We start from the raw sequence: 25,244 nt of genomic DNA, 5'->3' as shown, positions 1-25,244 counted from the left end.
ACATCTTGTTGCGACCGCAGGGCGCCCCGCGGGACTTTCGTACGCCTTGCCGGCACCGTTGCACCGGGTTGGCGCCCGGCAGGCCGTGCCCCTGGGTCAGCCGCCGCCCTTAGAACAGCCATTGGTAGTACATGCCGAGGTCCAGGCTCGCGTCGCCGCGATCCGTATTGCTGCGCTGGACGTAGAGCGTCATCCGGTCGCCGCCGAACACGCTGCCGCCGACGCCGAACAGCCCGCCGTACTCGGTGCCGCTGACCGAGTGGTAGCCGACCGACAGCAGCCCGTACGGATTCCAGCTGCGGCGCGGCCAGGCCGCGGTGTCGATGTCGTAGCCGAGGGCGAGCGTCGTGCGCTGGAAGTCCTCGGGCAGCAGCGCCCGGGCGCTGACGGTCTCGGCGGCAAAGTCGGCCGGCAGCTGCACGCCGGTGTCGCGCGCGCCGGTCCGCATCGTCTGCGACATCAGCTCGGCCGACAGCAGCCCGGCGAAGCGCCAGCTGAGGCTGGCGAGCAGCTCCTGCTTGTCGCCGAGCCGGGTGCCGTCCTGCAGCGCATAGCGGGCGAGGTTGACCCGCAGCTGCGCCGACAGGTCGCTGCGCAGCCGGTAGCGGGCACCGAGAGACAGCCGGTCCTGCCGGCCGAACAGCGTCAGCCCGACGGTGTCGTCGGTCGGCTCGTGCAGCGCGGCCTCGAGCAGCCAGTCGATGCCGCCGGCGCGGTCGGCCCAGTGCAGCATCGCGCCGGTGTCGTCGCCCCAGGCGCGGCGCTGCAGCAGCGAGACCGACCAGCGCGCGTCGCCGGCGTTGCGCTCGGCACCGACTTCGGACACCGTCAGCACCAGCAGGCCGTTGTTCTGCCGGTAGCCGGTCGGCGAATAGGTGTACGGCGTGTCGGACAGCTGCATCGACAGGCGCAGCGTCGGCGTCAGCGCGACCTCGAGGCCGACGACGGTGCGCGTGCCCTTGAGCGTGTCCTGCAGCAGCCGGTCGACCTGCACGGTGGCCCGGTTCGGCCGGTCGAGCAGCAGTTCGGTCTCGAGCGCCAGCTGCAGCGCGTCGTTGTCCGGCGCGCCGTCGGCGGCCGCATGCGCCAGCGACTTGGCCAGCGGCGCCTGGCCGGCAGTCTGCGCGAGCAGCGCGGCGTCGGCCGGCTGGGTCGCCACGCCGTCGCGTTCGAGCAGTTGCGCGATCGCCGCCTCGTCGCCGCGGACCACCGCGCTGATCCGCGCCAGATAATGCGGATCGCGCAGCTGCTTCGCGTAGCGCCGCCAGTACCAGTAGCGGGCGCGGGCGTTGTCGTCGCGCCCGGTCAGCCAGGAGTAGACCAGCTCGTCGACCGCGGCGTTGTCCGGGCTGCCGGGCGCCTGCGCACTCAGCGCGGCGAACAGCTGGCGCTCGGCCGTGTCGAGCCGCTCGAACATCAGCGCCAGCCGCAACCGTGCCTGCAGGGTATCGAGCTTGCCGTCGGGCTGTCTGGGCCGGTTCTGCCACGCGTGCCGGCGGATCCGCCATGCCAGATCGGGGTTGCCGGCCTGCTCGGTCAGGTCGGCGTAGTTGAGCAGCCAGACGAAATCGCCGCCGCGTTCGGCCAGCAAGCGCCGTTGCCAGGTCAGCGCCTGCCGGACCCGGCCGAGCGACTGCCAGCCGGCGGCGACGGCCTCGGCGAGCGCCGGGTCGGCGGCGGCCGGTGCCTCCAGCCGCGGCAGCAGTCCGGACAGCGTCTGGGCGTCGGCCTGCTGGACCAGCAGCCAGATGAGGCCGACGCGGGCGGCGCTCAGCCCGGGATCCAGCGCCAGCGCGGCGGTATAGTCGTCACGCGCGGCCGCCAGCGCATGGGTCTGCTGGTGGTGGCGTGCGCGTAGCAGCAGGAAATCGGTGTCGCCGGTGAGCCGCTGTCGCTGCGCGGCACTCAGAGCGGTCAGCCGTTGCCGGACGGCGGCCTGATCGCCGCGGTCGAGGTCGGCGGCCAGCAGCTGGTTCAGGTAGCGGGGTTCGCCAAAGCGCAGCCACGCGGCCTCGGCAACGGCGCGACGGCCGGCGGTGTCGCCGGGCGGCAGCAGTGCCAGCAGCCGGTTGGCGTCGACGTTCTGCCACTGGGGCATGCCGGGCAGGTGCCGGTACGCTTCGCGGGCGACGTCGTCGTGCTGCAGCTGCCAGGCCAGGTCGCCGAGCAGCCGCCAGTAGTCGCCGTCGGCATCGCTCGCGGCCGGCCGGGCGTCGGCGAGTGCACGATACGCACCGTCGAGGTCGCCGCGGCCGTAACGCAGCGCAGCCAGCGTCCGGGCCCAGCCGACGCGCTGGCCGAAGGTCGTCAGCAGCCGCTGGTAGGTGGCGATCGCGCCGGCGTCGTCGCCGCTGCGCTGGCGCAGCAGTGCGGCGCGCTCGAGCAGGCCGGGATCGGGGCGGGTTCGGAAATGCGTTTCGAGGAAACGGATGCCGGCTTCGGGGCGGCCCAGCCGCTCGTACAGTGCGGTCAGTTGGTCGAGCTCGGTTGTCGAGAGCGGATGCCGGCGTGCCTCGCGCTCCCTGGCGAGCAGCAGCGCCTCATCGTCGAGCAGTCCCGGTGCGAGCCGCAGTATCGCCAGCCAGGCGTCCGGGTCGTCGCTGCGCTCGGCCAGCTTGCGCCAGGCGGTCAGCGCGATCTGCGGCTGGCCGTTCCATTCGGCGACCTGTGCATAGCGCTTGAGCCAGCCGTCGTCGCCGGGGACGGCCTTGAGCGCGGCGGTGGCGACCGCGAGCGCGTCGTCGAGCTTGCGGTTGCCGACGAAGACCTCGAAAGCGAGCCGGAACGATTCGTCGTCGAAGGCGGCATCCGGTGCCGCAGCGGTGCGCATCGGCGCGGCGTCGCGCCATGCCGGGGCATCGGCGGCGGCCAGCCGGAAGCGCTGGCTGTCGAGCCAGGCCATCCGGACCAGCCGGCGCACGTAGCGTTCCGCCGCATCGCCGTTGCCGGCGGCACGGGCCAGCCGGGTCAGCGCCAGCAGCACGTCGCGGTCGTCGAGCAGCCCGGCGCCGTGGGTGTCGGCCGCGACGAGCGCTTCCTTGAGCAGATTGCCCGACTGCAGCGTGGCGATGCCGGCAAGGAAGAAGCGCTTGCGGTTGTCGGCCGAGCGGCTGGCGGCCTGCGCGGCGAAATAGCGCGCCGCCGCTTCGCGGTAGCGGCCGTGGGCAAGGGCGAAGTCGCCGGCGGCGGCCTGCCAGTGCGGCGCGCGGCCCGGCTCGTGCTCGGCGAGCAGCAGGTACAGCGCCGGCAGCCGTTCGGGCGCATGGACCTTGAGCCGCGCGATCAGCCAGTCGGCCTCGCTGCCGGGCTGCGGCGCGGCCGCCATGTCGCCGAGCAGTTGCCGCAGCCTCGCCTGATTGGCGTCACGCGCCGGCCCCGGTGGCTGGGTGACGGCGCGGGCTTCGGCGATCTCGATGCGCAGGCGCCGGCTTTGCTGTTTCAGCTTGGGGTCGGCGTGCGTGTCCCAGGCCGCGAGCAGGGCTTCGGCATCGCTGTAGCGCTGTTGCTGGAGATAGCCGTTGACCAGCGCCCGACGGACCTGGTCGTCGTCCGGGTGGGCCTGCAGCAGCGCGCGCAGGTAGTCGACCGCAACGGCGTCGTTGTCGCGGGCGCCGGCCAGCCGGCTCAGCGCCGAGTCGTTGGTGTGCAGCACGTAGAGGGTGCCCGCCGTCACCGCGATCAGCGCGGCGATGGTCCACGGCGAGATCAGCCGCGCCCTCGCGGCCGGCTCAGCTGCAGCGGACGTCGATCTGGGCGGCATGGCGGTTCAGCGTGTAGCGTTGCACGGCGGCCTCGCGCTTCGGTGCAACGACGTGGTTGTCGGCGCGTACCGTGCAGCGCGCGGCATTGGCCAGCGCGAACGTCAGCGGCCGGGTCGAGTCGAGCGTGAAATCGAGCCGGCCCGGCTGCGCCCGCCAGCGCCCGAGCACGCCGCTGGCGTCGACGAGATAGGGCGTCGCCGGCGGCGCGGGCCGCAGCGCGAGGTAGGCGTCGTCGTCGGCCAGGTGGACATAGCGTTCGTCGCCGTGGTCGGCGAAGCCGGCAATGTTGCGGCTGGCGGCGAGGTCCGGATAGCCGAGGCCGGCCGGAATGCGGACGGTGCGCAGCGCGCCGGCGTGGATCGCGTAGCCGCCGTCGTCGCGGGCGACCGTCGCCGAGAAGAACGCCTGCGCCCGCTCGATGTACTGCGACGAAAACAGCGGGTTGATCGGCCGGGCGATCGCCCAGGCGAGCGCCTGGTGCACCGCGTCGAGCGAGGCGCGCTTGCTCGCGGCATAGAAGTGCAGGTAGACGTTGATCGGCTTGAACCGGCGTGCGCCGTCGGTCATCTCGAAGGTTTCGATCACCTGGCGGTAGCCGTAGAACGGGCCGGTCCAGTTGTTCGTGTAGACGTTCTCGTTCTGGTTCGGCGCGAAGATCTGCAGCTCGCCGCCGAAGGGGAGGCCGACGGGGGCGACGGCGGTCAGCGACGGCAGGTGCCGGGAGATCAGCGTGTCGCCGCCGTTCATGTTGAGCACGCCGGCCTTGCGGGTCATCGCGACGGCGTCGGGCATCGGCTTGCAGTCGCCGGTCCACAGGAAGACCTTGACCCGCTTGCCCGGGGGCGCGAGCCGGGTGTTGATGTAGTCGATCGAGCCGGCGATCTCGCGGTTCAGGTCGAAGTCGTAGCCGGGAATCTCGAGGTGGTAGTCGTCGGCGTTGTCGGTGTTGACCTTGCCCCACTGGAACGGGTGCGAAAACGAGTGGCTGGCGATCTCGACATTCGGCAGCGCAAAGATCCGCCGGGCGACGGCCTCGGCTTCCGGCGCGTCCTTCGGGTACAGCCCATGGGGGCCGACCTCGCCTTCGATCACCGATACCGTCGCCGGCAGGCCGTATTTCTTCAGCACCTCGTTCAGCATCACCTCGCCGGCGAAGCGGCGCCCCGGCAGCTCGGCGCGCGAGACGAAACCGTCGCCGTCGAGGTGCATCAGGAACACGCGGCGGCCGTTTTCGGTCGTGACGTCGGCGACCGGCGCCGGCGGCAGCCGCAGCGCGCGCTGCAGGAAGGCGACCGGGTCGAGCTGCCAGCGGTTGCTCAGGTCGGGCATCTCGCTGCGCAGGTAGGGGTCGAGCGCGTAACCGCCCCACGGCATGATCGCCGCGGCGTCGAAGCGCCGGCCGGCTGCGTCGGTGACGGCCAGCAGCGGCTCGCCCTGCTGGGCGGTCAGGCCGCGAAAGCCGTCGCGCTGCACGCGCGGCTTGATTTCGAAACCGTACAGCGGCGACTGAACGACGATCTGCCGCGCCGGCGACTCGGGCTTGCCGTCGTCGGCGAGTGCCAGCCGCCGTGCCCAGTCGCCCCGGACGTCGACGCCGAGCCCGGCGAACGTCACCCACGGCAGGCCGTCGTCGAGCGCCTGCTTCAGCCAGCCCTGCGCCGCCGGCGACAGCGTGACGCCGTCGAGCCAGCTGACGATGCCGGCATAGCGGCCGGCGAGCGTGCCGGCCGGCAGCGGGCCGTGCAGGTCGACGAACTCCGGCGTCAGGCCGAGGTAGTTGAGCGGCGTCATCAGCATCAGCAGGTCCGAGCGCATCGGCGTCGGGAACTGCCGGCCGTCGTAGAGGAAGAGCACCTTGCGCGGCAGGACTTCGCGCAGGCCGACGCCCATCGTGGTCAGTTGCGGGTCGGTGACCCACGGAATGAAGCCGTCCTTGCGGATCTGCCCGGCGACGCGCCGCGCCTCGGCCCGCTTGTTCGGCGCGACGTAGTCGATCGCGATCACCGGCAGCTTGTAGTCGTCGACGATGGGCTTGAGCTGCTGCCTGAGCCAGGCGCGGTCGGCGTCGCTGACGCTGCGGTAGCGCTTGCTGCCCTGATCCCAGCCCTGGTACAGCGATTCGAACGCGACGCCGGCGAGCGCATCGTGGATCTGCGGCATGACCTCGAAGCCGCGGTTGGCGATCAGCCGGATCTCCGGATAACGCGCCTTGATCGCCCGGATGACCCGGACGAGGCCGTCGGCCTGCGCCTGCCGGGCCGCGGGGGTCTTGGCCAGCCCGACCCAGGAGTCGAGCGTATCGAGGAAAAGCCCGCGGTAACCCTGCTGCCACAGCGGCGTGACCATCCGCTCGACGACGAAGGCCGGCCATTCCGGCTGGCTCTGGTCGACGATGACGCCGCCCCAGGCCGGGTTCCTGCCGAGAATCCAGCCCTGCGGCAGCGCTTTGGCGTAGCTGCGGTCGGCGCTGACTTCGCCGATGCTGACGTAGGCAAACCAGCGGGTGTGGCCGCGGACGGGCGGGGAGGGGAGCTTGGCCGGTTCGACCACGGCCCAGTCGAAGGTCGACAGCGCCTCGAGCGGCGGCTGGTCGCCGTAGTAGAAGGCGACGCTCGGCAGCGCAGCGTGCGCGAGCGGCGGTCCCAGCATCAGGGCCAGGAGCAGGAGGGCGCAGCGGACGGCGGATCGCATAGGCACCGGAGGTCGCGGGTTATTGTAAGAATTTCAACCATTTTGATCGATGGCTGGCGGGGTGGATATACCCAGTTCCCACAATAAACCTAGGCCGGTGCGGCGAATAAATACAACCCTGGACAGTTTCGCCGTCCAGAGTTGTAAATCCTACTTGCCGCTGATCTCGATGATGCGCAGGCTGTCGGCGCCGTTGACGCCGCCGCGTTGCGAGCCGAAGGTCAGCGCGACGCGGTCGCGCGGGCCGACCAGGTTGGCCTTGAGCAGCGCGAGCTGCGCATGCTCGAGCTGCGCCTCGCGATCCTGGCCGACCGCAGCCGGGATCAGCATCGGCTGGACGTGACGGAACAGCGCGAGCTTGCGGTAGGTCTCGAGTTCGAGCGTGAACGCGTAGATCGGGATGTGGTTGTTGTAACGCGACAGCCACAGCGCCGAGGTGCCCGAGTGGGTCAGCGCGACGATGGCCTTCAGCGGCAGGTGGCGGCTTGCGTACAGCGCGGCCATCGCCACGGTCTGGTCGACGCGGTCGAACTGTGCCGCGCCGCGGACTTCGCTGTCGACGCGGCATTCGCCCGAGCGCTCGGCTTCGATGCAGGTGCGCACCATCGCCTCGACCGCCTCTACCGGGTACTTGCCCGCCGCCGATTCGGCCGACAGCATCACCGCGTCGGTGCCGTCGAGCACCGCGTTGGCGCAGTCGGACACTTCGGCGCGCGTCGGCACCGGGCTGGAGATCATCGATTCCATCATCTGCGTCGCGGTGATCGTCAGCTTGCGCATGGCGCGGGCGCGCTTGATCATCATCTTCTGCAGCGCCGGCACCGTGGCGTCGCCGACTTCGACCGCGAGGTCGCCACGGGCGACCATGATGCCGTCGCTGGCGTCGAGGATTTCGTCGAGGTTGGTGATCGCCTCGGTGCGCTCGATCTTGGCGATCAGGCTGCCGCTGCCGCCGGCGGCGCGCAGCAGCGTGCGCGCCATGTACATGTCGGCGGCGCTTTTCGGGAACGACACCGCGATGTAGTCGGCCTTGAGTGCCGCGGCGGTCTTGATGTCTTCCATGTCCTTGGCGGTCAGCGCCGGCGCGGTCAGCCCGCCGCCCTTGCGGTTGATGCCCTTGTTGTTCGACAGCGTGCCGCCGACCAGCACCGTGGTGTAGACCTCGGCACCGCGTACCTCGTCGACTTCGAGCTGGATCTTGCCGTCGTCGAGCAGCAGGATCGCGCCTGCTTCGACGTCGTTCGGCAGCTCCTTGTAATCGAGGCCGACGCGTTCCTGGTTACCGAGTTCGCACGCGGCGTCGAGAATGAACTTGCCGCCCTTCTTCAGTTCGATCTTGTTCTTCTCGAACTTGCCGACGCGGATCTTCGGCCCCTGCAGGTCGGCGAGCACCGCGACGGCGACGCCGAGCTTGTCGGCGATCGCACGGACGGTGCTGGCGCGGTCGGTGTGGTCCTGGGCGGTGCCGTGGGAGAAGTTGAGTCGGACGGTGTTGACGCCGGCCCGGATCAGCTGTTCGAGGACGGCCGGGTCGTTCGAGGCAGGGCCGAGGGTGGCGACGATCTTGGTACCGCGGGGCATGGGTTTACTCCTAGTCATCATCGGGCAATCGGGCCGAGCGCAAGCCTCTGTACGGGCGCGCTATCGGCCAGACTGCCGCAAGGCTACCAGTGTCGCGCCGGTCGCGCTTTGATCTGACAGGGGCTTCCGGCATTTCGGTCCGCCGCTTTGCGATCCGCATCAGGCCGGGGGCAAATCGCCGGGGCAGCTTGTGCGTTTCACCGATGCTTTTTGCCGCTGTCAGTTGTAAGCTGTACTAAAACTCGGCTTTCTATTTTTCCGGCGGAACGGCCGGCCGGGCTGCAAGCACGGCGGCGATGCCGCAGAAAGGCAAACGATGAAACCATTCAAGCAGCAGGCACTGAGCCTGGCCGTTGCCGGTACGGTGCTCCTTGCACCGGCGTTCGCCGGCCCGGTGGCCGACCAGTTCAAGCGCTGGCACGACGAACCGGTCGTAACGCGCAGGGTGGCACTCAGCGATCTCGGGATCACGACCCCGCTGATCCTCAGCGGTGACAGCCAGCGCGATCTTTACCTGCCGGTCCCGGTGTCGCTGCCGATCCGCGATGCGGCGCTGCAGTTCAACGGCAGTTACCTGCGCGGCAACGGCGGCCGCTCGCTGATGCTGCTGAGCGTCGACGGCGAGCCGGTCGTTTCGAACCGTATTACCGACGACCGTGGCGATGCCGCGCAGCGGCTGGCCGTCAACGGCGATCCGCGCAAAAGCGGCTTCCTGCGTTTCGGTATTGGGTGGTCGTCGGTGATTTCCGACGACGAGTGCGCCGACCAGCGTGCGCCGGGCAATGTGCTGCGCGTGCTGCCGGATTCGACGCTGAGCTACAGCTTCGATCCGCGTGGCATCCGCGACCTTGCCACCGCGTGGACCGCGCTGCCGCTGGCGCCGACGCTGCTGGTGAGCCAGCGGGCGCTGCAGGTGCCGGCGTTCGATGCGGCCTGGCGGCTCGGGCTGGCGCTCGAGCAGGCCGGCAAGCGCGTGCAGATCAAGGTGCTGCCGGCGGTCGGCGATCAGGTCGATCTGCGCGGCTTGGCGGTGCCCGAAAGCCTGCGCGGCATTCCGGCGTTTGCGGCGCTGGCGGGCGGCGACCCGGCCCACCGGATCGGCAGCGAGGCCGAACTCGGTGCGCTGCTGGCGCTGGGCCAGAACGGCCCGCTCGGCGCCGATGTGGTCATCCGCGACGACGTGCTGGTACGCCGGCTGCAGACCGCGTTCGACGCACTCGGTACCCAGGTCCAGGCTGCCGCGCCCGATGCAGCCGGAGCCTACACGGCGTGGCGCAGTACGGCATGGCTCGGCACGGCGGTGCTCGACGGCGGCGGCATCCGGCTCGCAACGCTCGGCAGCGGCATGGTGATTGCGGTTGATGCCGCTGCGGGCGTCCAGGCGGCGAACCTGTTCACGTCACAGTGGCGCAGCGTCGCACTCGGCAAGGCGCTGACCGTCCAGGTTGCCTCCGGGCCGGCGCAGGGCGAGTCCACGATCCTGCTGAACCGCTTCGGCACGATGGCCGGAACGCTCGACGTGCTCGGCCGCAGCGACCGCAGCGTCAGCTTCGACCTCGGTGCGGTTGCCGGCAGCAAGCGGCAGCCGGTCGAGTTCGGCTTCAACATCGTCGCCGCGCCGAACGTCGCCGGCGAGGCGCCGGTCGCGTCGGTCTTTCTCAACGACTTCCTGATCGGTTCGGCCCGGCTGAACGCCGACGGCAAGCCGCAGTGGGTGCGCGCAGCGATTCCGCGCCACGTGCTGGCGGCAAGAAACGAGGTCAAGATCAGCTTCCTGCGCCAGCCGACCCGCTTGCGCTGCCACGACCAGGCGACCAGCTATCCGGTCAGCATCCTGCCCGGCAGCTATGTGCGGCTGGACAAGGGGACGCCGTCGGCCGACTTCATCGGCGTTGCCGCCGGCTTTGGCGAAAAGCACGACGTGATCGTGCCGGCCGCCTGGCTCGGCGATGCGCCAACCCGGCTGCGGCAGTTGATCCGCGTTGCCGGCGCCGCCGGCATTTCGGTCGCCGACGCCCGGCTGCAGGTTGTCGGCGCCGGCAAGGCGTCGAGCATAGCCGCGCCTTTCCTTGCACTCGACGTCCCGGTGGGCGACGCCGTCACGGCGGTCAGCAGCGGGCGCCTCGTCATCAACGGCAAGCAGCCCTTGCTCGACCTGTCGACGCTCAACCATGTCGCCGTCGCCGAAGTGGTCAAGGCATCCGGACAACTGGGCATCGCCTACCGGACCGTCGGCGCGCAGGCGCCCTTGCTCGACCGGCCTTTCCGGCTGGCCCGCGGCGACGTCGCGGTGCTCGGCGACGATGGCGTGGTGCTGCAGGTCGACAGCAGGGCGCCGGCCGAGCTCGAGGCGACGAAGGCCGGACCGACCGCGCTGTGGCACGATCTGCCGGCCTTGTGGAAGGGCGTCATCGGCGGCGCGGCCTTGCTGCTGCTCGTGGCGATGTTCCGCCGGCTGCTCCGCAAGAAGCCCAAGGGCTGATCAGCGCTGCGAATCGAGCACCTCGTGGTTCGTGACGACGTCCTGTGCCTTCCGGTAGCTCTCGATCAGCAGCGCGTAGGGCGGGAACACCACGCTGTACGCCGCGGCCCAGTCGGGCGCGTCGGCGCGGTTCCACGTCTGCTGGATTTCGGAGCAGACCGCCGCGGTGTCCAGCGGCACGACGCCGGCCTGGACGATGCGCGCCAGCGTGATTTCCTGCGCCATCTTCGAATACGTGCCCGATGCGTCGATGACGGCAAAGACCTGGTAGCCCTCGTGCACCGCGGCGATGCTCGGGAAGGCCATGCAGACGCTGGTGATCGTGCCGGCGATGATCAGCTGTTTTTTGCCGGTCGCCTTCACCGCGGCGACGAACTCCGGATTGTCCCAGGCGTTGATCTCGCCCTTGCGCGCGACGTACTGCGCGTGCGGCGCGAACTGGTGGACCTCGGGAATCAGCGGGCCGTTCGGACCCTGCGGCACCGATGCGGTGGTGATCACCGGCATCTTCGCCAGCGTGGCGACCTTGGCCAGCGTGGTGACGTTGGCGCGCAGTTCCGGCATCGGCATGTCCTTGACCGTCTGGAACAGGCCGCTCTGGTGGTCGATCAGCAGCATGACGGCGTCGGCCGGGTTGATGACGGGCTTCTGGCCGTTGAAGTTGGCTGGTGTGCTCATGGTGTGCTCCTGGTGGTGGCCCTTGTCGGGCGGAACCGCCGGCCGGTGGCCGGCGGGGTTAGCGGTGCATCTGGCCGAAGCGGCCGCTGTTGAAGTCGGCGATGGCCTTGGCGATTTCGGCATCGCTGTTCATCACGAACGGGCCGTGGCCGACGATCGGCTCGTCGATCGCTTCGCCGCTGAGCAGCAGCAGCGTCGCGTCGCTGTTGGCTTCGATGGTGAGACTGCGGCCGGCCGGGTCGAGTTGTGCCATCTGCGCATCGCGCAGCACGGTGTCGCCGTTGAGCTGAACGGTGCCGTGCAGGACGACCAGCGCGGTATGCCAGCCTTCGGGCACGTCGAGTTCGGCGTGCCTGCCCTGTTGCAGCCGCACGTCCCAGACATGCATCGGCGTGAACGTCCGCGCCGGGCCCTTGCGGCCGGCGAATTCACCGGCGATCACGCGGACCCGGCCGGCGTCGTCCGGCAGCGTGACGGCCGGAATGCTGGCGTCGGTGATCGCCTGATAGCCCGGTGCGGTCAGCTTGTCGCGGGCGGGCAGGTTGACCCATAGCTGGACCATCTCGAGCGCGCCGCCGCTGCGGGTGAATGCCTCGGAGTGGAACTCCTCGTGCAGGATGCCGGACCCGGCGGTCATCCACTGCACGTCGCCGGGGCCGATCACGCCGCCCTGGCCGGTCGAATCGCGGTGGGCCACCTCGCCCTTGTAGACGATGGTGACCGTCTCGAAGCCGCGGTGCGGGTGCTGGCCGACGCCGCGCGGCCGGGTGCCGGGCGGGAAGTCGGCCGGACCGGCGTAGTCGAGCAGCAGGAAGGGGCTGAGCGACGCGCCGTGGCTCTGGTACGAGAACAGCGAGCGCACCGGAAAGCCGTCGCCGACCCAATGGCCGCGCGGGGCGCTGTACACACCGAGTATCCGTTTCATGGTCGTCTCCTTGTGACGAGCGTGTCGTCGATGGGGAGAGTATGGAATCGGGACGACATGCCCGGTAGACTGTAATTTCGGGTGTCAGTGTCCTGTTTATGGAACGATGAAGTGGCGAGCATGCACGATCTGAACGACCTGTATTACTACGTGCAGGTGGTCGAGCACGGCGGCTTCGCGCCGGCCGGCCGGGCGCTCGGCATGCCGAAATCCCGGCTCAGCCGCCGTGTCGCCGAGCTGGAAGGCCGGCTCGGCGTGCGGCTGATCCAGCGCTCGACCCGGCATTTCTCGGTCACCGACATCGGCCAGACCTACTACGAGCACTGCAAGGCGATGCTGGTCGAGGCCGAGGCGGCGCAGGCGGCGATCGACGTCAACCGGGCCGAGCCGCGCGGCGTCGTCCGCATCACCTGCCCGGTGGCGCTGCTGCAGGCGTATGTCGGCTGCATGCTCGCCGACTTCATGGCCGGGAACCCGCAGGTGACGCTGCACCTGGAGGCGACCAACCGGCGTGTCGACCCGGTCGGCGAGGCGATCGACATCGCGATCCGGGTCCGGCCGCCGCCACTCGAGGACAGCGAACTGGTGATGCGGGTGCTGGCCGAGCGCCGCCAGTGCCTGGTCGCCAGTCCGGTACTGATCGACCGTTTCGGTGTCCCGCGCGCGCCGGCCGAACTGGCCGACTGGCCGAGCCTCGCACTCGGCCTGCCGCCGCAGCAGCACGCATGGCGGTTGTTCGGTCCGGACGGTGCGCAGCTCGTCCTGAACCATCGCCCGCGCTTCGTCACCGGCGACATGATCGCGCTGCGCACGGCGGCCGTCGCCGGCGTCGGCGTGGTTCAGCTGCCGGAGATGATGGTCGTCGACCAGCTGGCCGACGGTACGCTGCAGGCGCTGCTGCCGGCATGGGCGCCACGGCGGGAAATCATCCACGCGGTGTTTCCGTCCCGCCGCGGGCAGCTGCCCGCGGTGCGGGCGCTGATCGCCTACCTCGCCGCCCGTTTCGAGGCGCTCGGCGAGGCGCGTTAGGGGACTGCGTACGGGCGAAAAAAAACCAACCGCGAGGGTTGGTTTTTTTTAACTGGTGGACCGAATGAGGATCGAACTCACGACCTCCGCATTGCGAACGCGGCGCTCTCCCAGCTGAGCTATCGGCCCGACACTGGCTAGATTAGCCAAGCCCGCCCGCCAGCGTCAAGCCGGCAGGCAGACGGCATCAGGACAGCTGGCCGTGGCAGTGCTTGAACTTCTTGCCCGAGCCGCAGGGGCACGGATCGTTGCGGTTGACACCGGCATACTTGACGTCGGCCGGCGCCTGCGCGCTCAGCGCGGCGATCGCCGCCTTGATCTGGTCTTCGTCGCCGCTGGCGAGCAGTGCCTCGATGTCGGCGTGCTGGAACTGCAGTGCCGATTCCGGCAGCGCCTGCGGTGCAACCGCGTCGACGTCGGCCTGGCTGCGGACCTGGACGTTCATGACGATCTGCACGACATCGCGCTTGATCCGCGCCAGCAGGTCCGAGAACAGCTCGAACGCCTCGCGCTTGTATTCCTGTTTCGGGTTCTTCTGCGCATAGCCGCGCAGGTGGATGCCCTGGCGCAGGTGGTCGAGCCCCGACAGGTGCTCGCGCCAGTTCTGGTCGAGATGCTGCAGCAGCACCGAACGTTCGAACTGGCGGAAGGTGTCGGCGCCGGCTTCGGCAACCTTGGCATCGTAGGCATTGCGGGCGAGTTCCTGCACGCGCGCCTTGACGCCGACATCGTCGAGGGTGCTGTCGGCCTTGAGCCATTCGGCGACCGGCGCCGACAGGCTGTACTCGCCCAGTGCCTTCTCGAGCCCGGCGATGTCCCATTGCTCTTCCATCGCCTGATGCGGGATGTACTGGGCGACGAGGTCTTCGAAGAAGCCGTCGCGCATCGCGGCGATCGTCGCCGAAATGTCGTCCGATTCGAGCAGTTCGTTGCGCTGTGCGTAGATCGCCTTGCGCTGTTCGTTCGAGACGTCGTCGTACTCGAGCAGCTGCTTGCGGATGTCGTAGTTGCGGCCTTCGACCTTGCGTTGCGCCGATTCGATCGCGCGAGAGACGATGCCGGCCTCGATCGGCTCGCCTTCGGGCAGCTTCAGCCGCTCCATCACCATGGCGACACGGTCGCCGGCGAAGATGCGCAGCAACGGGTCTTCCAGCGACAGGTAGAAACGGCTCGAGCCCGCATCGCCCTGACGGCCGGCACGGCCGCGCAGCTGGTTGTCGATCCGGCGCGATTCGTGGCGTTCGGAGCCGATGATGTGCAGCCCGCCGGCGGCGAGCACCGCGTCGTGGCGGACTTGCCAGTCGGCCTTGATCGCGGCGATCTTTTCGGCCTTGGCAGCGGCGTCGAGCGATTCGTCATGCTCGATGTCCTTGATCTCGCGCTCGATATTGCCGCCGAGCACGATGTCGGTACCGCGGCCGGCCATATTGGTCGCGATCGTCACGACGCCGGCGGCACCGGCCTGGGCGACGATGTCGGCTTCGCGGGCGTGCTGCTTGGCGTTGAGGACGTTGTGGGCGATGCCGTCCTGCTTGAGGATGTTCGACAGCAGCTCGGACTGTTCGATCGACGTCGTGCCGACCAGCGCCGGCTGGCCGCGCGACACGCAGTCCTTGATGTCGGCGATGATCGCCGCGTGCTTCTCGTCGGCGGTCTTGTAGACCTGGTCGTGGCGGTCGTCGCGGACCATCGGCTTGTTGGTCGGGATGATCACGGTCTCGAGGCCGTAGATCTGCTGGAACTCGTACGCCTCGGTGTCGGCGGTACCGGTCATGCCCGAGAGCTTCTCGTACATGCGGAAGTAGTTCTGCAGCGTGATCGTCGCCAGCGTCTGGTTTTCCTGCTGGATCTCGACGCCTTCCTTGGCCTCGACGGCCTGGTGCAGGCCTTCGGACCAGCGGCGGCCCGACATCAGCCGGCCGGTGAATTCGTCGACGATGACGATCTCGCCGTCGAGCACGACGTAGTGCTGGTCGAGGTGGAACAGCGTGTATGCGCGCAGTGCCGCGTACAGGTGGTGCATCAGGCTGATGTGCTGCGCCGCGTACAGGCTGTCGCCTTCGGGCAGCAGGCCCATTTCGGTGAGGATCTGTTCGACCTTCTCGTGGCCGGCTTCGGACAGCAGCACCGAGTTGGCCTTCTCGTCGACCCAGTAATCGCCCTCTTCGGCTTCTTCGCTGGCCTGCTTGACGAGCTTGGGCGGCACGGTGTTCATCGCCAGGTACAGGTCGGTGCTATCGTCGGCTGGGCCCGAGATGATCAGCGGCGTGCGTGCTTCGTCGATCAGGATCGAGTCGACTTCGTCGACGATCGCATACGACAGCTTGCGCTGCACGCGCTCGCCCGGCGAGAACACCATGTTGTCGCGCAGGTAGTCGAAGCCGAACTCGTTGTTGGTGCCGTAGGTGATGTCGCAGGCGTAGGCCTGCTGCTTGGCGTCGTGCGGCATCTGGCCGAGGTTGACGCCGCAGGAGAGGCCGAGGAAGTTGTACAGCTGGCCCATGATGCCGGCGTCGCGCTGGGCCAGGTAGTCGTTGACCGTGATCACGTGCACGCCCTGGCCGGTGATCGCGTTCAGGTAGGCCGGCAGCGTGGCGACCAGGGTCTTGCCTTCACCGGTACGCATTTCGGAAATCTTGCCCTGGTGCAGCGTCAGGCCGCCGATCAGCTGCACGTCGAAGTGGCGCATGCCGAGCGAACGCTTGGCGCCTTCGCGGCAAACGGCGAACGCCTCGGGCAGCAGCGCGTCGAGCTTCTCGCCGTTCTGGTAGCGTTGCTTGAATTCCTCGGTCTTGGCCCGGAGCGCGTCGTCCGACAGCGCCTGGATTTGCGGTTCGAGCGCGTTGATCTGCTTGACGATGGCGCCGTACTGTTTCAACAGGCGATCGTTGCGGCTACCGAAGACTTTTTTCAACAATGTGGAGATCATTTTCCTGCTACCAGCTGACCCGCTGCGAGCCTTGCGGCGCACGCGGGCGTGATTTCATTACGAGAACGGCGGACAGGTTACCCCATCCGCCGTCGGCGTCGTTCAAGGCATCGCCCAATTGTGGGGACGATGTCGCAGTTTATCCATCCCTAGTCGCTCGATACGGTACTACTTGCGATTGCATCTTGCGCATTGCTGACAAAACGCAAGGGATTCTGCGCGATCTGCTTGTAGCGGATCTCGAAGTGCAGATGGGGACCGGTGGAACGGCCGGTGCTGCCCAGGAGGGCGATCGTCTGCCCGGCCGAAACCTGTTCGCCGGGCTTCACCAGCAGTCGGCTTGCATGCGCGTAGCGACTGGACAGGTCGTAGCCGTGATCAAGCTCGACCATATTACCATACTGGGGGTGGGCGGCCGCATAGCGGACCGTGCCGGCCGCCGCCGCCCGGATGGGCGTGCCGATCGGGCCGACGAAGTCGATGCCTTCGTGGAAAGTCTGCCTGCCGTTGAACGGATCGAGCCGCCAGCCGAAGCTCGACGACTGCAGGCCGCTGTGCATCGGCGCGCGCGTCGGCAGATTGTCGCCCAGCGGCGCGGCCAGCCGCAGTTGCGCGAGCGAGAACTGGTCGAGGTAGGCGTCGGCGCGGGTATCGCTGTCGCCGAGCAGCCAGGTGAGCTCGCCGGCGTCGAGCGCGGCGCCCGGCCGAGCGAGGCCGCCGCGCGGCGCCGGCTTGTCCGACAGGAAGGGGGCGACGTCGATGCCGGTCCGGCTGCCGAGCTGCTTGGCGAGGCCGTCGAGCCGGGTCAGCTTGGCCTGCAACTCGCCCAGCCTGACCGCCAGCGCGTCGACGTCGGGCCGAACCGGCTTGGCCAGCGGCCAGCGCGGCTCGCTGTGCTGGCCGCCGGCGAGCGAGGCGATTCCGGCGCCGCCGGCCAGGCCCAGCACCAGCACCGCGAGCAATACCGTCGCCAGTGCCGTCGGTCCGAGTGAAATCGCCCTCGCGAAGCGGCTGGAAACCAGAATAATATTCATGTGTCCCCTTGTTAATCCGGAATGTCCATGTCCTTGTTCGGCCATGCTGGCTTCATCGGCAGCGACCGCGAGCTGCTGCGGCTCTCGGCGCGGGTCAGCGAACTCAACCACCTGCTCGACGCGGTCAGGCGCAATGTGCCGCCCGAGCTGGCGTCGTCGTGCGTCTCGGTTGCGTGGGGACCCGGTGAAACCCTGCTTGTCGGGGTCCGCTCGTCCGCGGCCGCTGCGCGCCTGCGGGTGGCGGCGCCGCAGCTGCGTGACGCGCTGAGCGTGGCGGGATGGCACGCTAGCGCAATCCGCCCACGGGTGCAAGTGGCACTGCAGCAGGAAAAATCCAGAATCAACAAGGACTTGCGCTTGTCCGACACCGCTTGTTCGGCCTTCGAGCAACTGGCCGAATCGCTCGAGGCTGGGCCGCTCAAGGATGCGGTGACGGCGCTGGTGGCGCACCAGCACCGGCGGCAGGGACGCTGACGGCGCCGTCCGTCTCCGCTCGCCGGCGGCATGCCTGCCGGGAATCGCGGGCAAAAAAACGGGCGCCTTGGTCGCGGCGCCCGATATCAGGGAGGAGATGAGCAAAATGCGCGTCGTCGCTAGACGTCCATCGCATAGGAAGTCTGAGTGCGATGACGGCGGCAAGTTCCCGGGCCGTCTGTAAAAATTTTTCCCACCCCGATGGGTGGTGTGTCGTTCACGCCACGTTAAAGCAGCGGCCGCTATAATGCGCGCTCTTGTCGACCTGCACACAAGGGCATTGCCACCGTATGGATATCGTTCTGCTGCTCAAATCGCTGATCATGGGCGCCGTCGAAGGGATCACCGAGTTCCTGCCGATCTCGAGTACCGGCCACCTGATCCTGACCGGCGACCTGCTGAACTTTCTGCCCAAGGCCAAGAGCGATGTCTACGACATCTTCATCCAGCTGGGTGCGATGCTGGCCGTGGTGTGGGAATACCGGGCCAAGATCGGCGAGACGCTCACCGGGGCGGTGCGCCCCGGCTCGGCGCGCAACCTGCTGCTCGCGGTGGTGATCGGTTTCATTCCGGCCGCGATCATCGGGCTGCTGCTCAACAGCAAGATCAAGGATTACCTGTTCGCGCCGATCCCGGTCGCGACGGCCTTCATCGTCGGCGGGCTGATCATCCTGTGGGCCGAAAAACGCCAGCACACGGTGCGGGTGCAGACGGTGGACGACCTCAGCCTGAAAGACGCGCTGATGGTCGGGCTGGCGCAGTGTTTTGCGCTGATTCCGGGAACCAGCCGGTCGGGCGCGACGATCATCGGCGGGCTGTTTCTCGGCCTGTCGCGCAAGGCGGCGACCGAGTTCTCGTTCTTCCTCGGCATTCCGACGCTCGGTGCGGCGTCGATCTACAGCCTGCTCAAGTTCCGCCATGCGCTGGATACGGCCGACTTCGGCGTGTTTGCCGTCGGCTTCGCTGCGTCGTTCGTGTTTGCGTTCATCGCGGTGCGGGCGCTGCTGCGCTTCATCTCGTCGCACACCTTCATTCCGTTCGCGTGGTACCGGATCGCCTTCGGCCTGCTGGTGCTGCTGACGTGGTATACCGGCGTCGTCGACTGGTCGATCTGACCAGCTGCCGTGACAAGCGCCCGACCGGGCGCTTTTTTCATGCCGTCAGCCACTGCAGCAAACGGTCGGCGAGCAGCGCACCGAACAGCCAGCTCAGGTAGGCGATCGAGAAGCGGAACAGGCCGCGCGCCTGCGCGTCGCTTTCCGCCTCGTCGCTGCGGTAAAGCCGCCAGGTGCGACGAATGAAGCTGGCATTGAGCCAGAGCGCGGCGGCGAGGTAGAACCAGCCGGAGAGCCGGATCGCGAACGGCAGCAGCGCGACCGCGGCGAGCATCAGCGCATACAGCAGGATCGCCAGCCGGGTGAACGCCGGACCGTGGGTGACCGGCAGCATCGGCAGGCCGGCGCGTGCATAGTCGTCGCGCCGGTACAGCGCCAGCGCCCAGAAGTGCGGTGGCGTCCAGGTGTAGATGATCAGGAACAGCACGGCGGCCTCGGCCGGAATCGTGCCGCTGACCGCGGCCCAGCCCAGTACCGGTGGCATGGCGCCTGCGGCGCCGCCGATGACGATGTTCTGCGGCGTTGCCGGCTTGAGCCAGCGGGTATAGACGACGGCGTAGCCGAAGAACGTCGCCAGCGTCAGCGCGGTGGTCAGGGCGTTGGCGAACAGCAGCAGCAGCCAGAGCCCGGCGACGGTCAGTGCGACCGCATAGCCGGCCGCTTCGACGTGGCCGATACGGCCGCGCACCAGCGGCCTGGCCGCGGTGCGACGCATGACCGCGTCGCGATCGCGTTCGAACAGGCAGTTGGCGGCGGCGGCGCCCATCGCGACGAAGCCGATCCCGGACAGTGCCAGCAGCAGCCGGGGCCAGTCGGCCGCAGCCGGGGCGGCGAGCAGGCAGCCGACCGCCGCGCAGAAGACGATCAGTGCGACGACGCGCGGTTTGCCGAGCTGCCAGAAATCAGCGAACGATGGAAAGATGAGCGAGCGGCTCAGCATGACGGGCCTCCTGACGGCAGCGGACGACGAGGGTGGTGAGGGCGATCAGCAGCAGTGCGGCACCGCCGTTGTGGGCGACGGCCAGCGGCAGCGGCAGGGCCAGCACGACGTTGGCGACGCCGAGTGCGAGCTGGCCAAGCAATACCAGCAGCAGCAAGGCGGCGTGCATCCGGCTGACCCGCCAGCTTTGCCACGCCGTCCAGGTGACGGCGACGGTCAGCAGCAGCGCGCCGAGCCGGTGCAGCCAGTGGATCGCGGCGAGATGGGACAGCGTCAGCGGTGTGCCGTCGGCGCTCAGCCCGAGCGCGCGGTCCGGCCGCAGTGCCTCGGCAAGGCCGGAAGGCGGTGCAAGGCTGCCCTGGCACGCGGGGAAGCCGTTGCAGGCGAGCCCGGCGTAGTTGGTCGATACCCAGCCGCCGAGCGCGATCTGGACGACGCAAAGCACCAGCGCCAGCATGGCCAGCCGGCGCAGGCCGTCCGTGGGCGTGAGCGCAGGCATGCCGCGTGCGGCCAGCGCGGTCAGCAGCGCGATCAGGGCCATGCCGCCGAGCAGGTGGGCGGTGACGACGGCGGGCATCAGCTTCAGCGTCACCGTCCACATGCCGAGCAGCGCCTGGAAGACCAGCACGGCCAGCGGGGCGATGATCAGGGCCGCCGGCAAGGCATGGCGCGCGCGCTGGCGCCACAGCACGGCACAGGTCGCCAGCATCAGCAGGCCGTAGCCGCCGACGGCGTAGCGGTGGATCATTTCCTTCCAGCCCTTGCCGGGGTCGACGTCGCCGCCGAAACGGCTTTCGGCATGGGCGATCTCGTGCGCCGCTTCGGGCGGCGTGATCCGGCCGTAGCAACCGGGCCAGTCCGGGCAGCCGAGGCCGGCGTCGTGCAGCCTGACCCAGGCGCCGAGCATTACCAGCACCAGTGTCCATGCCAGGGTGAGCAGCAACAGCCAGCGGGCGGTGTTCAGCCTTGCCATGACCTCGCCTCCCCGAGCCCGCGGTTCTGCTTGAGCAGCTTGCCGATTTCCTGCAGCGCCCGTCTGCGCCCGGCATCGTCGGCGAGCTGTTCGGGCCGGTAGCGGACGACGGCATTGCCGTTGGGATCGATCAGGTACAGCCCCGGTGCAGCGAGCTGCGGGTGGGCGGTCAGCACGGTGGCCGACGGGCAGGGCGCGGTGGTTGCCGGGGTCAGACGCCTCGCGGCCTCGCCCTGTGCTTTTTGCAGCTGGCCGGCCGAGAACAGCAGCAGCTGCGTGCGCTCGCCACAGCCGTCGGCACCGACCGCGGCGAGCCGCCATTGTGCGGCCTTGGCTGCGGCGGGTCTGGCGATCAGCTCGCCGAAGCTCTGCCCGCCGGCTGGCCGCCAGTGATCGTAGGCGAGCTGGGCCGAGACAACGGGCAGTGCCGCCATGGTGAACAGCGCGATCAGGACGCCTCGGCCCTTGTTTCGATGCTTCATCGTGCCCCCTTGCGAAAGCGCCACCACAGGATTGCACCGGCCAGCGTCATGCCCCACCAGCTCGCCATATAGGCGAAATGACGCTCGGCATTGAGGAAGGGGCGCGGGATGTCGATAGCCAGCGCAGATTCGAGTGCATAGGCATAGCCGGCCGGCTTCGGCGTATGTGCCCAGCTGGCGAACGCGCCGGCATCGACGTGCTGGAACCGGCTGCCTTCCGGCGGCGTCGGCCCGAGCGTGATGAAGCGCGGCCACGCCGCCATTTCGACCATGGGTGCCGCCGTCGGCACGGCGGCAGGCGGGTGGCCGTCGGCGAGCCAGCCGCGGTTGACCAGCAGCAGGCGGCCGTCGCGCAGCCGGAACGGGGTGACGATCTCGGCGCCGGGCCGGCCCTGCCGTGGCCGCGGTGCGACGCTGAAGCCCAGGCTCGGCAGCCACTGTCCGTCGGGCCGAAACCGTGCGCCCTCGACCGGCAGTGAGCCGCCTCGCCAGATCTTGACCGCCTGCGCCCGTTCGGCCGCTTCGGCCCGATCCAGCTTGTCCAGCCCGCGCCGGCACTGCCAGGCGCCGAGTACCAGCGTCAGCAACACCAGTGCGGCAAGGCCGGCCAGCGCCGGCCGCCGTGTGCTAACGTCAGGCTGTAACGTGACAGGTGCAGGGGCGTTCATGAAACTCGTTGCCATCGTGTTGTTGCTCGTCATCCTGCTGGTGCTCGGGCGGGCCATGCTCCAGCTCGTTCGCGGCCCGGCCGGTTCGCCGAAACTGGTGCGCTCGCTGACGTGGCGGGTGGCGCTGTCGGTCGGGCTGTTCGTGCTGCTGCTGATCGGCTACTACCTTGGCTGGTGGCGGCCGAACGGGGGCTAGAGCCAGTAGACGAAGACGAACAGCAGCAGCCAGACCACGTCGACGAAGTGCCAGTACCACGCGGCGGCTTCGAAACCGAAATGGTGGCGGACGCTGAAGTGGCCGCGCAGTACGCGGACCAGCATCGCTGCCAGCATGATCGTGCCGACGAGCACGTGCATGCCGTGGAAGCCGGTCAGCATGTAGAAGGTTGCACCGTACGCGCCCGATGCGAGCGTCAGCCCCATGTCTTCCCACGCGTGGTGATACTCGTAAGCCTGGAAGCCGAGAAAGATCACGCCGAGCAGCACGGTGATGCCCAGGCCGATCTTGAGGTGGCCGCGCTGTCCTTCGACCATGCCCCAGTGCGCCCAGGTCAGGGTGACACCCGAAGTCAGCAGGATGGCGGTGTTCAGTGCCGGAATGCCGACCGCGGCCATCGGCTGATAGGGCGCCGCGAGTTTCGGCGCGGTCGCCGCAGGCCAGTCGGCGGCAAAGCCCGGCCACAGCAGCTCGTGCGTGCTGGAAAAATGACCGAGCTCGGGAACCGAGATCACCCGGGCATAGAACAGCGCACCGAAGAACACGGCGAAGAACATCACTTCGGAAAAGATGAACCAGCTCATTCCCCAGCGGAACGAATGGTCGACCTGCATGCCGTAGACGTGGGCCTGCGATTCGCGGATCACGTCGCCGAACCAGCCGAACAGCATCCAGACGAGTACCAGCGTGCCGGCGAGCAGCGCCCAGTTGCCGCCGGGCACCCTGTTGATCCAGAACGCGGCGCCGAGTGCCATCAGGAACAGCGCCAGCGAGCCGACGATGGGCCAGCGGGACGGTGCCGGTACGAAATAGTGTGCGTCGTGCACGCCGTTTTCGACATTCATTCTCCACCTCCTTGGGCTGCCACCAGCACGCGGACCAGTAGCAGGATCATCAGGATCAGCACCAGCGCGACGATCAGTGCGGCGGCAATGACCGTACCCGGCTTGAGCCTGGCCGATTCGGCGCCCTTGCGTCCGCGGACACCGAAGAAGCCGGCCAGCACCGCCTTGATCGCCGCCTTCATGTCGGCTGCAGGGTGTAGGACAGCGTGGCGGCACCGAGCTCGTCGGGCAGTTCCTTCGCGACCAGCAGCACAACGGTGACGTCACGGGTTTCGCGTGCGGCGAGCTTGAGCGCATCGAAACAGAAGCATTCGAGCTTCTGCAGCAGCCCGGCTGCGCGCACAGGCGCAAAGCTCGGAATCGCGCGTATCGTCAGCGGCGCGTCACCGGTGTTGGAAATGCGGAAGCGCGCCTTGATGAGGCCGCCGGGCTTGGCCGCGACGACGCGGTCGATCGCTTCGATTTCGACCGGCAGGCCGGCGGCGACGTTGGTGTCGAACTCCAGCCTGAGCGCGGTGGCCGTCGCAGTTGCGAATTCCGGGCGGGCGCGGTCGAGCCCGAGCGCACGGCACAGCGTGTCGTAGAACGGGACCATGGCGTAGCCGAAGCCGAACATTGCCGCGGCGGCCAGGCCGAGCCGGATGGCGATGCGACGGTTGCCCTGCGCGGCGGTTGTCATCCCGCTACCCCGTGCAGGAATTGCCGGGCGATGACGGCGAGAAAGAAGCCGAGTGCGATCAGCGCGAGCAGCAGTGCGGTGCGGGTGTTCCTATTCATGGTCGTGCTCCAGCGACTGCGCGCGCAGGCCCTTTTTCACCAGCGCTTCGTCGGGCGGCGTTGCCCAGGTGTGGTGCGGCGCAGGCGAAGCGACGTCCCATTCGAGCGTGTGGCCGCCTTCCCATGGCCGGGCCGGTGCGCGGCCGACGCCGCCACGGATGGTATGGATCACGTTGTAGAGGAACAGCAACTGGCCGAGGCCGAAACAGAAGGCGCCGACGCTGGCGATGCCGTTGAAATCGGTGAACTGCAGCGGATAGTCGGGAATCCGCCGCGGCATGCCGGCCAGGCCGAGGAAGTGCATCGGGAAGAAGGTGACGTTGAACCAGACCATCGACCACCAGAAATGCAGCTTGCCGAGCCTTTCGCTGTACATGTAGCCGGTCCATTTCGGCAGCCAGTAGTAGGTGGCGCCGAACAGGCTGAACAGCGCGCCGGCGACGAGCACATAGTGGAAATGGGCGACGACGTAGTAGGTGTCGGTCATCTGGGTGTCGATCGGCGCGATCGATAGCACGAGGCCGGAGAAGCCGCCGACGGTAAACAGACAGACAAAACCGATCGCGAACAGCATCGGCGTCTCGAAGCTCATTTCGCCTTCCCACATCGTCGCGATCCAGTTGAACACCTTCACGCCGGTCGGCACCGCGATCAGCATGGTCATGAACATGAAGAACAGCTGTGCCGTCGCCGGCATGCCGACCGCGAACATGTGGTGCGCCCAGACCATGAAGGACAGGATCGCGATCGAACCGACCGCGTAGACCATCGATACATAGCCGAACAGCGGCTTGCGCGCGAAGGTCGGCAGGATCTGGCTGACGATGCCGAATGCCGGCAGCGCCATGATGTAGACCTCGGGGTGGCCGAAGAACCAGAAGATATGCTGGAACAGCACCGGGTCGCCGCCGCCGGCTGCCTTGAAGAAATGCGTGCCGAAATGGCGGTCGGTCAGCAGCATCGTCACTGCACCGGCGAGCACCGGTGCGACGGCAATCAGCAGGTAGGCGGTGACGAGCGAGGTCCACGCGAACATCGGCATCTTCAGCATCGTCATTCCCGGCGCGCGCATGTTCAGCACCGTGGTGACGATGTTGATCGAGCCCATGATCGACGACAGGCCGAGCAGGTGGATGGCGAAGATCGCCAGATCCATGCCCATGCCGGCCTGGATCGACAGCGGCGGGTAGAGCGTCCAGCCGCCGGCAGCGGCGCCGCCAGGGACGAACAGCGAGATCAGCAGCAGCAGCGCCGCCGGTGGCAGCAGCCAGAAGCTCCAGTTGTTCATCCGCGCGAACGCCATGTCCGGCGCGCCGATCATCAGCGGCAGCATCCAGTTCGCCAGACCGGTGAATGCCGGCATGATCGCGCCGAACACCATGATGATGCCGTGCAGCGTGGTCAGCTGGTTGAAGAACTCCGGGTGCCAGAACTGCATGCCTGGCTGGAACAGCTCGGCGCGGATGCCCAGCGCCATGGTGCCGCCGACCATGAACATCGCAAAGGCGAACCACAGGTACAGCGTGCCGATGTCCTTGTGGTTGGTCGCGTACAGCCAGCGCCGCCAGCCGCTGGCTTCCGCGTGGGCTTGGTGGTCCGCGTGCTGCAGGTGCAGGGTTTCGGTCGAGGCGGTCATTGTTTTC

Annotated in this window: 21 protein-coding genes and 1 tRNA gene; 5 read left to right on the top strand and 17 right to left on the bottom strand. The window is 68.4% G+C overall.

Annotated features, from left to right (window positions below; translation table 11 throughout):
- Positions 1-109: 109 nt before the first annotated feature.
- The 3 genes from BJP62_RS10435 to pyk form a co-directional block, all read right to left on the bottom strand.
- Entirely contained in the window at positions 110-3,760 is a 3,651-nt protein-coding gene (locus BJP62_RS10435) for a tetratricopeptide repeat protein (protein WP_070529577.1), read from the bottom strand.
- Positions 3,729-6,452: a bifunctional glycoside hydrolase 114/ polysaccharide deacetylase family protein gene (locus BJP62_RS10430; RefSeq protein WP_070529576.1), complete on the bottom strand. Its 2,724-nt coding sequence runs from the start codon at positions 6,450-6,452 to the stop codon at positions 3,729-3,731. The genes BJP62_RS10435 and BJP62_RS10430 overlap by 32 nt, the downstream gene beginning before the upstream one ends.
- A gap of 150 nt (positions 6,453-6,602) precedes the next feature.
- The gene (gene pyk, locus BJP62_RS10425) at positions 6,603-8,033 is read right to left on the bottom strand and encodes a pyruvate kinase (protein WP_070529575.1); all 1,431 of its coding nucleotides are present in this window, start codon (positions 8,031-8,033) and stop codon (positions 6,603-6,605) included.
- 316 nt (positions 8,034-8,349) lie between these two features.
- Between pyk and BJP62_RS10420 the strand changes: the two genes are divergently transcribed.
- A complete protein-coding gene (locus BJP62_RS10420) occupies positions 8,350-10,515 on the top strand; it encodes a cellulose biosynthesis cyclic di-GMP-binding regulatory protein BcsB (RefSeq protein WP_070529574.1) in 2,166 nt (721 codons plus the stop codon).
- Here BJP62_RS10420 and BJP62_RS10415 read toward each other — a convergent pair whose 3' ends face one another.
- Positions 10,516-11,193 carry an isochorismatase family protein gene (locus BJP62_RS10415; protein ID WP_070529573.1) on the bottom strand — a complete coding sequence of 226 codons (678 nt, stop codon included), beginning with the start codon at positions 11,191-11,193 and terminating at the stop codon, positions 10,516-10,518.
- A gap of 58 nt (positions 11,194-11,251) precedes the next feature.
- Positions 11,252-12,118: a pirin family protein gene (locus BJP62_RS10410; protein WP_070529572.1), complete on the bottom strand. Its 867-nt coding sequence runs from the start codon at positions 12,116-12,118 to the stop codon at positions 11,252-11,254.
- Between the two features lie 120 nt (positions 12,119-12,238).
- Here BJP62_RS10410 and BJP62_RS10405 point away from each other — a divergent pair, with 120 nt between their 5' ends.
- The gene (locus BJP62_RS10405; RefSeq protein WP_070529571.1) at positions 12,239-13,147 is read left to right on the top strand and encodes a LysR family transcriptional regulator; all 909 of its coding nucleotides are present in this window, start codon (positions 12,239-12,241) and stop codon (positions 13,145-13,147) included.
- 53 nt (positions 13,148-13,200) lie between these two features.
- Here BJP62_RS10405 and BJP62_RS10400 read toward each other — a convergent pair.
- From BJP62_RS10400 to BJP62_RS10390, 3 genes are all read right to left on the bottom strand, one after another.
- Positions 13,201-13,276 (bottom strand) — tRNA-Ala (locus BJP62_RS10400).
- Between the two features lie 58 nt (positions 13,277-13,334).
- A complete protein-coding gene (gene secA / locus BJP62_RS10395) occupies positions 13,335-16,076 on the bottom strand; it encodes a preprotein translocase subunit SecA (RefSeq protein ID WP_070529570.1) in 2,742 nt (913 codons plus the stop codon).
- Between the two features lie 149 nt (positions 16,077-16,225).
- Positions 16,226-17,110, bottom strand: a complete 885-nt coding sequence (locus tag BJP62_RS10390) for a M23 family metallopeptidase (protein WP_070529569.1) — start codon at positions 17,108-17,110, stop codon at positions 16,226-16,228.
- A 27-nt stretch (positions 17,111-17,137) separates the two neighbouring features.
- Between BJP62_RS10390 and BJP62_RS10385 the strand changes: the two genes are divergently transcribed.
- Together BJP62_RS10385 and BJP62_RS10380 are read left to right on the top strand one after the other, a co-directional pair.
- Positions 17,138-17,584: a DciA family protein gene (locus tag BJP62_RS10385; RefSeq protein ID WP_070529568.1), complete on the top strand. Its 447-nt coding sequence runs from the start codon at positions 17,138-17,140 to the stop codon at positions 17,582-17,584.
- A gap of 290 nt (positions 17,585-17,874) precedes the next feature.
- Positions 17,875-18,699 (top strand): undecaprenyl-diphosphate phosphatase, encoded by an 825-nt coding sequence (locus BJP62_RS10380; RefSeq protein WP_070529567.1) that lies wholly within the window; start codon positions 17,875-17,877, stop codon positions 18,697-18,699.
- A gap of 37 nt (positions 18,700-18,736) precedes the next feature.
- Here BJP62_RS10380 and cyoE read toward each other — a convergent pair whose 3' ends face one another.
- From cyoE to BJP62_RS10360, 4 genes are read right to left on the bottom strand one after another with little or no spacing between them, the layout of a single operon-like run.
- Positions 18,737-19,639: a heme o synthase gene (gene cyoE, locus BJP62_RS10375; protein WP_070529566.1), complete on the bottom strand. Its 903-nt coding sequence runs from the start codon at positions 19,637-19,639 to the stop codon at positions 18,737-18,739.
- Positions 19,602-20,612: a heme A synthase gene (locus BJP62_RS10370; RefSeq protein ID WP_083301050.1), complete on the bottom strand. Its 1,011-nt coding sequence runs from the start codon at positions 20,610-20,612 to the stop codon at positions 19,602-19,604. Before BJP62_RS10370 ends, cyoE begins: the two co-directional genes overlap by 38 nt.
- Entirely contained in the window at positions 20,600-21,094 is a 495-nt protein-coding gene (locus BJP62_RS10365; protein WP_070529565.1) for a hypothetical protein, read from the bottom strand. The genes BJP62_RS10370 and BJP62_RS10365 overlap by 13 nt, the downstream gene beginning before the upstream one ends.
- Positions 21,091-21,762 carry an SURF1 family cytochrome oxidase biogenesis protein gene (locus tag BJP62_RS10360; RefSeq protein WP_168163826.1) on the bottom strand — a complete coding sequence of 224 codons (672 nt, stop codon included), beginning with the start codon at positions 21,760-21,762 and terminating at the stop codon, positions 21,091-21,093. Before BJP62_RS10360 ends, BJP62_RS10365 begins: the two co-directional genes overlap by 4 nt.
- Between BJP62_RS10360 and BJP62_RS10355 the strand changes: the two genes are divergently transcribed.
- Complete coding sequence (locus BJP62_RS10355) at positions 21,761-21,958, top strand: DUF2909 domain-containing protein (protein ID WP_070529563.1); 198 nt, start codon at positions 21,761-21,763, stop codon at positions 21,956-21,958. The genes BJP62_RS10360 and BJP62_RS10355 overlap by 2 nt on opposite strands.
- Here BJP62_RS10355 and BJP62_RS10350 read toward each other — a convergent pair.
- Genes BJP62_RS10350 through ctaD form a run of 5 tightly spaced genes read right to left on the bottom strand, consistent with a single transcriptional unit; the run spans position 21,955 to position 25,237 of the window.
- Entirely contained in the window at positions 21,955-22,824 is an 870-nt protein-coding gene (locus BJP62_RS10350; protein WP_070529562.1) for a cytochrome c oxidase subunit 3, read from the bottom strand. The genes BJP62_RS10355 and BJP62_RS10350 overlap by 4 nt on opposite strands.
- Positions 22,821-23,006, bottom strand: coding sequence for a DUF2970 domain-containing protein (locus BJP62_RS10345; protein WP_070529561.1), 186 nt, complete (start codon positions 23,004-23,006; stop codon positions 22,821-22,823). Before BJP62_RS10345 ends, BJP62_RS10350 begins: the two co-directional genes overlap by 4 nt.
- Complete coding sequence (locus BJP62_RS10340; protein ID WP_070529560.1) at positions 23,003-23,503, bottom strand: cytochrome c oxidase assembly protein; 501 nt, start codon at positions 23,501-23,503, stop codon at positions 23,003-23,005. The genes BJP62_RS10345 and BJP62_RS10340 overlap by 4 nt, the downstream gene beginning before the upstream one ends.
- On the bottom strand, positions 23,500-23,601 hold the full coding sequence (locus tag BJP62_RS19015; protein ID WP_236943596.1) for a cytochrome oxidase small assembly protein: 102 nt from the start codon (positions 23,599-23,601) through the stop codon (positions 23,500-23,502). The genes BJP62_RS10340 and BJP62_RS19015 overlap by 4 nt, the downstream gene beginning before the upstream one ends.
- Entirely contained in the window at positions 23,594-25,237 is a 1,644-nt protein-coding gene (gene ctaD / locus BJP62_RS10335; RefSeq protein ID WP_070529559.1) for a cytochrome c oxidase subunit I, read from the bottom strand. Before ctaD ends, BJP62_RS19015 begins: the two co-directional genes overlap by 8 nt.
- Positions 25,238-25,244: the final 7 nt, after the last annotated feature.

The sequence above is a fragment of the Jeongeupia sp. USM3 genome (genome assembly GCF_001808185.1).
Lineage (GTDB): Bacteria > Pseudomonadota > Gammaproteobacteria > Burkholderiales > Chitinibacteraceae > Jeongeupia.
The sequence above is the reverse complement of the archived record's forward strand: the minus strand, read 5'-3'. Positions and strand labels throughout refer to the sequence as shown.